1 pseudogene is annotated in these 8053 nt (G+C 72.3%); it reads right to left on the reverse strand.

Annotation, left to right across the window (positions count from 1 at the left end):
* Positions 1 to 8046: pseudogene (locus ACEPPI_RS38835) on the reverse strand (type I polyketide synthase); the annotation flags it as partial.
* Positions 8047 to 8053: the final 7 nt, after the last annotated feature.

Consider the following 8053-nt stretch of genomic DNA (forward strand, 5'->3'; position numbering starts at 1 on the left):
CGGATCCCCACCCACGAAAGCCACCGCACTGGGCCAGAACCGCTGCCGCTGGAACGCATACGTCGGCAGATCCACCCGCCGCGCACCCGTACCGGCGAAGAACGCCGACCAATCGACGTCCACACCCTCTGCATGCACCCGCGCGAGACCGCCCACCAAGGACTCCGCCTCAGCCCGGTCCTTACGGAGCACGGACACGAAAACGGCGTCCTCGTTCACACACTCCTGCGCCAGGGCCGACAGGACCCCGTCCGGACCGAGCTCGACGTACGTCGTCACACCCGCGCCCTCAAGGGCCCGGATCCCATCCAGGAAGCGCACGGCATCCCGCACGTGCCGCACCCAGAACTCGGCCGAGCCCATCTCATCGGAGACCAGGGCACCGGTCAGGTTCGACACAACCGGGATCAGCGGGGCGGCGAAGGTGACGCCCTCCACCACCTGGCGGAACTCCTCCAGCATGCCGTCCATGTGCGGCGAGTGGAACGCGTGGCTCACCGTCAGCCGCTTGGACTTGCGATCGGCGAAGGCCTCCACGACCGCGACGGCAGCGTCCTCGTCACCGGCGATCACGACCGAGCGCGGCCCGTTGATCGCGGCGATGCTGACCCGGTCCGTCAGCAGCGGCAGGACCTCGTCCTCCGAAGCCTGCACCGCGATCATCACCCCACCCGAAGGCAGCGCCTGCATCAGCCGCCCGCGGGCCGCCACCAGCGCACACGCGTCCTCCAGCGACAACACACCCGCCACATGAGCGGCAGCGATCTCACCGATCGAATGCCCGGACAGGAAGTCGGGCCGGACACCCCAGCTCTCCACGAGGCGGAAGAGCGCCACCTCGACCGCGAAGAGCGCGGGCTGGGTGTAGCCGGTCTGGTCCAGCAGCTCCGCGTCCGTCCCGAACACCACGTCGCGCAGCGGGAGTTCCAGATGCCCGTCCATACGGGCGCAGATCGCGTCCAGCGCGTCCGCAAACACCGGGAAGGCGTCATACAGCTCACGCCCCATCCCCAGGCGCTGGCTGCCCTGCCCCGTGAACAGGAAGGCGGTGCGGCCGTCACCGGCCGTGCCCGTCGCCGTCCGGGGTGTGGGCTCGCCGGCAGCAAGGCGCGTCAGTGCGTCGCGCAGGCCCTCGCCGTCGTCCCCGGCATCCGCGACGAGGACGATGCCCGCCCGGTGGTCGAGGTGGGCACGGCTCGTGGCGAGGGAGTAGGCCAGGTCGAGCGCGTCCGGGTGCCCCGCGCCGTCGGCCGCCTCCAGGTGCGCGGCCAGGGCCGCCGCCTGGGCCCGGACGGCCTCCTTGGTCTTGCCGGAGAGGAGGTAAGGGAGGACACCGGCCGGGCGTACGGCCGGCAGCGCGTCGGGGGTCTCGGACGGCTCGGCGTCCGGGGCCTGCTCGATGATGGTGTGCGCGTTGGTGCCGCTGATGCCGAAGGAGGAGACGCCCGCGCGGCGCGGGCGGCCGGTCTCCGGCCACTCCACCGACTCGGTCAGCAGCTCGACCTCACCGGCCGTCCAGTCGACGTGCGGGGTCGGCGCGTCCACGTGCAGGGTCTGCGGAAGCACCCCGTGCCGCATCGCCAGCACCATCTTGATCACACCGGCCACACCGGCAGCCGCCTGCGTGTGCCCGATGTTCGACTTGATCGAACCGAGCAGCAGCGGCTGCCCCTCGGGCCGGTCCTGACCGTAGGTGGCCAGCAGCGCCTGCGCCTCGATCGGGTCACCCAGCCGGGTCCCCGTACCGTGCGCCTCGACCACGTCCACCTCGGCCGCCGACAGACCCGCACTGGCCAGTGCCTGCCGGATCACCCGCTGCTGCGAAGGCCCGTTCGGCGCCGTCAGACCATTGCTCGCACCGTCCTGGTTGATCGCCGAACCCCGCACCACCGCCAGCACCGGATGCCCATGACGACGGGCATCCGACAGCCGCTCCACGAGCAGCATGCCGACACCCTCACCCCAGCCCGTACCGTCCGCACCCGCCGCGAACGCCTTGATCCGACCGTCCTCCGCCAGACCACGCTGACGGCTGAAGTCGATGAAGTTCTCGGGCGTCGACATGACCGTGACGCCGCCGGCCAGCGCCATGTCGCACTCGCCCTGCCGCAGCGCCTGGACCGCCCAGTGCAGGGCGACGAGGGACGAGGAGCAGGCGGTGTCGATCGTGACGGCCGGGCCTTCGAGGCCGAGGACGTACGAGACGCGGCCGGACATGACGCTGCCCGCGTTGCCCGTGCCGACGTGGCCCTCAAGACCGTCCTGTTCGCGGGCCACCAGGGAGAGGTAGTCCTGCCCGTTGGTGCCGATGAAGACACCGGCCTGGCTGCCGCGCAGCGTCCCGGCATCGATGCCGGCCCGCTCGAAGGCTTCCCACGCCGTCTCCAGCAGCAGCCGCTGCTGCGGGTCCATCGCCAGAGCCTCGCGCGGCGAGATCCCGAAGAAGTCGGCGTCGAACTCCGCCGCACCGGCGAGGAATCCGCCCTCACGGGTGTACGAGGTGCCCGCCTGGTCCGGGTCGGGGCTGTACAGCCGGTCCAGGTTCCAGCCGCGGTCGGCCGGGAACTCGGCGACCGCGTCGGTGCCCTGGGCGAGGAGGCGCCAGAGGTCCTCCGGCGTCCGCACTCCACCCGGGAAACGGCAGCTCATCGCCACGATCGCGATCGGGTCGCCGTCGACGGCCGAGGCGACGGGCAGCAGGGCGCCGGATACCGAGACGCTGCCCACGAGCTCGACACGGAGGTACTCGGCCAGAGCGGCGGAGGTGGGGTAGTCGTAGACGAGGGTGACGGGGAGCCGCAGCTCCGTCGCCGCGCCGAGGCGGTTGCGCAGCTCGACTGCGGTGAGGGAGTCGAAGCCCAGCTCCTTGAAGGCGCGTTCGGCGCCCACCGCTTCGGCGCCGCCGTGACCGAGTACGGCCGCGACGTGCGTACGGACCAGGTCCAGGAGCTCCCGCTCCTGCTCGGCGGGCGCGAGCACCGCGAGCCGGCCGGACAGGGTGAGCGGTCGCCCGGTGTCCGCGTGCGCCTGCCCGTGGGCCCCGGATGCGGACTGGGCGGAGCGGTTCTCGCGTACGTCGCTCAGCTCGCCGAACAGTGCGCTGGGGCGTACGGCGGTGTGGTGGGAGAGGTACCGCTCCCACTCGACGTCGGCGACCGTGACGGCGACGTCCTGGGCACCGACGGCCTGCCGGAGCGCACGGATCGCGCCCTGCGCGTCCATGGGCGGTACGCCGTCGCGGCGCATGCGCGCGTCCATCGCCTCGTCGGCGGCCATACCGCTGCCTGCCCAGGGGCCCCAGGCGATCGAGGTCGCGGCCAGCCCGGCGGCCCGCCGCTGCTCCGCAAGGGCATCCAGGTAGGCGTTCGCAGCGGCATAGTTGCCCTGACCGGCCGCACCGATGGTGCCGCTCATCGAGGAGAACAACACGAACGCGGAGAGCTCGATCCCGAGCTCGACGGTCAGCTCGTGCAGGTTCAGCGCGGACGTGGCCTTGGCCCGCAGCACGCTCTCGAACCGCTCAGGAGTCAGCGCGTCCAGCACACCGTCATCCAGCACACCCGCGGTATGCACCACAGCCGTCAGCGTCTCGGCCTCAGCGGCAAGCAGCTCCCGCAGCGCATCACGGTCAGCGGCATCACACGCCACCACCGACACCTCGACGCCCGTCTCCGCGAGCTCCGCCGCCAGCTCGGCGGCGCCGGGCGCGTCAGCGCCCCGGCGACTGGTCAACACCAGACGCTCGGCGCCCGCGCCGGCCAGCCAGCGCCCCACATGGGCGCCGAGGGCACCCGTACCGCCCGTGACCAGCACAGTCCCGGACGGCGCCCACGCACCAGCACCACCGGCAGCCGCACGAACCAGCCGACGCCCGAACACACCCGAAGACCGGACCGCGACCTGGTCCTCACCGGCAAGACCACCGGCCAGCACACCAGCCAGCCGGGCCATCACCCGCTCGTCCCACACCTCGGGAAGATCCACCAGACCACCCCAGCGCTCCGGAACCTCCAGAGCGGCAACCCGGCCCAGACCCCACACCTGCGCCTGAACCGCAGACACCAGCCGGTCCGAACGGCCCACACTCACCGCACCCCGGGTCAGACACCACAACGGCGCCCCCACCCCGGCGTCGCCCAGCGCCTGCACGAGGGCGGCCGTCGCGACGACCCCCGCAGCCTCGTCCAGCGCCAGCAACGACACCACACCAGCCACAGGACCCGCCGCCCCAGCCAGCGCGGCACGCACCCCACCACCCTCAACCACCACACGAAGGACCTCAGCCCCCCGAGCGGCCAACCCCTCCACCACAGCCGCCGCCAGGGCATCGTCCTCAGCCGCACCCGGTACGACGACGATCCATGCGCCGCGCGGCGCCCCGGAGGACAGGGCCGCCGCCGTGAGCGGCTTCCAGGACACCCGGTAGCGCCAGCCGTCGACCTGCGCCTGCTCCTGGGTCTGCCGGCGCCACGCCGACAGCGCGGGGACGAAGTCGCTGAAGCTCGCGTCGTCCTCCACCTCCAGTTCGGACAGCAGGGTCACGAGGTCGCCGCGCTCCACGGCGTCCCAGAAGCGTGCGTCGATCCCGTCGGCCCCGGCGTCCGCCAGGGCCCGCGCCGGGCTTCCGCCGGCCAGGACCGACTCCGGCCAGAAGCGCCGGCGCTGGAAGGCGTACGTCGGCAGGTCCACGTGCCCGGCACCCGTACCGGCGAAGAAGGCGGACCAGTCCACCTTCGCGCCCCGTACGAACGCCTGGGCCACGGCGCGGACCAGGGATTCCGCCTCAGCCCGGTCCTTGCGGAGCACGGGCACGAAGACGGCGTCCTCGTTGACGCACTCCTGCGCCAGCGCCGACAGGACCCCGTCGGGACCGAGCTCGACGTACGTCGTCACACCCGCGCCCTCAAGGGCGCGGATCCCATCCAGGAAGCGCACGGCATCCCGCACGTGCCGGACCCAGAACTCGGCCGAGCCCATCTCATCGGAAACGATCGAACCAGTCAGGTTCGACACAACCGGGATCCGCGGAGCAGCGAAGGTGACACCCTCCACCACCTGGCGGAACTCCTCCAGCATGCCGTCCATGTGCGGCGAGTGGAACGCATGGCTGACCGTCAGCCGCTTGCTCTTACGACCCTGCGCCACGAAGGCCTCGGCGATCGCGACCGCCGCGTCCTCGTCACCGGCGACCACCACCGACTGCGGCCCGTTGACCGCGGCGATGCCCACCCGGCCGGTCAGCAGCGACAGGACCTCGTCCTCCGACGCCTGCACCGCGATCATCACCCCGCCCGAAGGCAGGGCCTGCATCAGCCGGCCACGCGCCGCCACCAGCGTGCACGCGTCCTCCAGCGACAGGACCCCCGCCACGTGCGCGGCGGCGATCTCACCGATCGAATGCCCCGCGACGAAGTCGGGCGTCAACCCCCAGCTCTCCACGAGCCGGAACAGCGCCACCTCCACCGCGAACAGCGCCGGCTGCGTGAACTCCGTACGGTCGAGGGCCTCTCCCTCGGCCCCGAAGATGACGTCCATCAGGGGCACGTCGAGCCAGCTGTCGAACCGCGCGCAGACGGCGTCCAGCGCGTCCGCGAAGACCGGGAAGGTCTCGTACAGCTCACGCCCCATCCCGAGGCGCTGGCTGCCCTGTCCCGTGAAGAGGAAGGCCAGCCCGCCACCGGCGACCTCGCCCTGTACCAGCCCCGGCACCTGCTCGCCGGCGGCGATCCCGCGCAGGCCGGCCGTCAGCGCCTCGTGGCCCTCGGAGCCCGCGAGCAGGACGGCCCGCGTCTCGAACTTCGACCGCTGGGCGGCGAGCGAGTACGCGGCGTCCGCGAGGGCGGCCTGCGGGTCGCCGCTCAGCCAGGTGGCGAGCTGCGCCGCCTGGGCGCGCAGCCCGGCGGGGTTCTTTCCGGTGACGACGACGGGCAGGACGGGTGCGGTGCCACGGGTCGGGGCGTCGGGCGCCGCGAGCTCCTTCACTTCCGCGATCGGGGCCTGCTCGATGATGGTGTGCGCGTTCGTGCCGCTCAGGCCGAAGGAGGAGACGCCCGCGCGGCGCGGGCGGCCGGTCTCCGGCCACTCCACCGACTCGGTCAGCAGCTCGACCTCACCGGCCGTCCAGTCGACGTGCGGGGTCGGCGCGTCCACGTGCAGGGTCTGCGGAAGCACCCCGTGCCGCATCGCCAGCACCATCTTGATCACACCGGCCACACCGGCAGCCGCCTGCGTGTGACCGATGTTCGACTTGATCGAACCGAGCAGCAACGGCTGCCCCTCGGGCCGGCCCTGACCGTAGGTGGCCAGCAGCGCCTGCGCCTCGATCGGGTCACCCAGCTTCGTACCCGTACCGTGCGCCTCGACCACGTCCACATCCGCGGTCGACAGACCCGCACTGGCCAGCGCCTGCCGGATCACCCGCTGCTGCGAAGGCCCGTTCGGCGCCGTCAGACCATTGCTCGCACCGTCCTGGTTGATCGCCGAACCCCGCACCACCGCCAGCACCGGATGCCCGTTGCGACGCGCGTCCGACAGCCGCTCCACGAGCAGCATGCCGACACCCTCACCCCAGCCCGTACCGTCCGCACCCTCCGCGAACGCCTTGATCCGCCCGTCCTCCGCCAGACCACGCTGACGGCTGAAGTCGACGAAGGCGTCCGGGGTGGACATCACGGTCACGCCACCGGCGAGCGCCATGGTGCACTCGCCCTGACGCAGCGCCTGAACGGCCAGGTGGAGGGCGACGAGGGACGAGGAGCAGGCGGTGTCGACCGTAATGGCCGGGCCTTCCAGCCCGAACACGTACGACAGGCGTCCGGAGACCACGCTCGCCGCGTTGCCGGTGCCGACGTGGCCTTCGAGGCCGTCGGCCTCGCCTGCGACGAGGGAGAGGTAGTCCTGCCCGTTGGTGCCGACGAAGACGCCGGCCCGGCTGCCCTTCAGCACGGCGGGGTCGATGCCGGCGCGCTCGAAGGCCTCCCACGAGGTCTCCAGCAGCAGCCGCTGCTGCGGGTCCATCGCCAGGGCCTCGCGCGGCGAGATCCCGAAGAAGTCGGCGTCGAAGTCGGCGACGTCGTAGAGGAAGCCGCCCTCACGCGTGTGGGACGTGCCCGGTCGCTCCGGGTCGGCGTCGTAGAGGCGCTCCAGGTCCCAGCCGCGGTCGGCCGGGAACTCGGCGACCGCGTCGGTGCCCTGGGCGAGGAGGCGCCAGAGGTCTTCCGGCGTCCGCACTCCACCCGGGAAGCGGCAGCTCATCGCCACGATCGCGATCGGGTCGCCGTCGGTCTCCACCGCCATCGGCAGTGCGGCGTCCACCGTCGGCGCGCTGCCCATCAGCTCGCCGCGCAGGTACTCGGCCAGGGCCGAGGAGGTCGGGTAGTCGTACACGAGCGTGGTGGGGAGCTTGAGGCCGCTCGCCGCGCCGAGGCGGTTGCGCAGGTCGACAGCGGTGAGAGAGTCGAAGCCCAGCTCCTTGAAGGCGCGTTCGGCACCGACGGCGTCCGAGCCCTCGTGTCCGAGGACGGCGGCGACCTGGGTACGGACCAGGGCGAGCAGCTCTCGCTCCTGCTCGGCCCGCGGCAGCTCGGCCAGCTTCGCGAACGTCGCACCCGCGACGTCGGCGCCCGTCACCACCGTTCCGTGACCGGTGATCACGGCCTCGCCCGCCGCGGCGGTGGTGACGAAGTCACGGACCAGCGGGTTGGGTCGGACGGCCGCCACGACGGCCGCGTACCGGTCCCAGGCGATGTCCGCGACGGTCAGCGCGGTTTCACCTGCGCCCACGGCCTGCGCCAGCGCGGCGATCGCCGCGTCGGGAGCCATCGGCGGTACGCCGTCGCGGCGCATGCGCGCGTCCATCGCCTCGTCGGCGGCCATACCACTGCCTGCCCATGGGCCCCAGGCGATCGAGGTCGCGGCCAGCCCGGCGGACCGCCGCTGCTCGGCAAGGGCATCCAGGTAGGCGTTCGCAGCGGCATAGTTGCCCTGACCGGCCGCACCGATGGTGCCGCTCATCGAGGAGAACAACACGAACGCGGACAGCTCGATCCCGAGC

The organism is Streptomyces sp. AB3(2024) (genome assembly GCF_041862025.1).
Classification (GTDB): Bacteria; Actinomycetota; Actinomycetes; order Streptomycetales; family Streptomycetaceae; genus Streptomyces.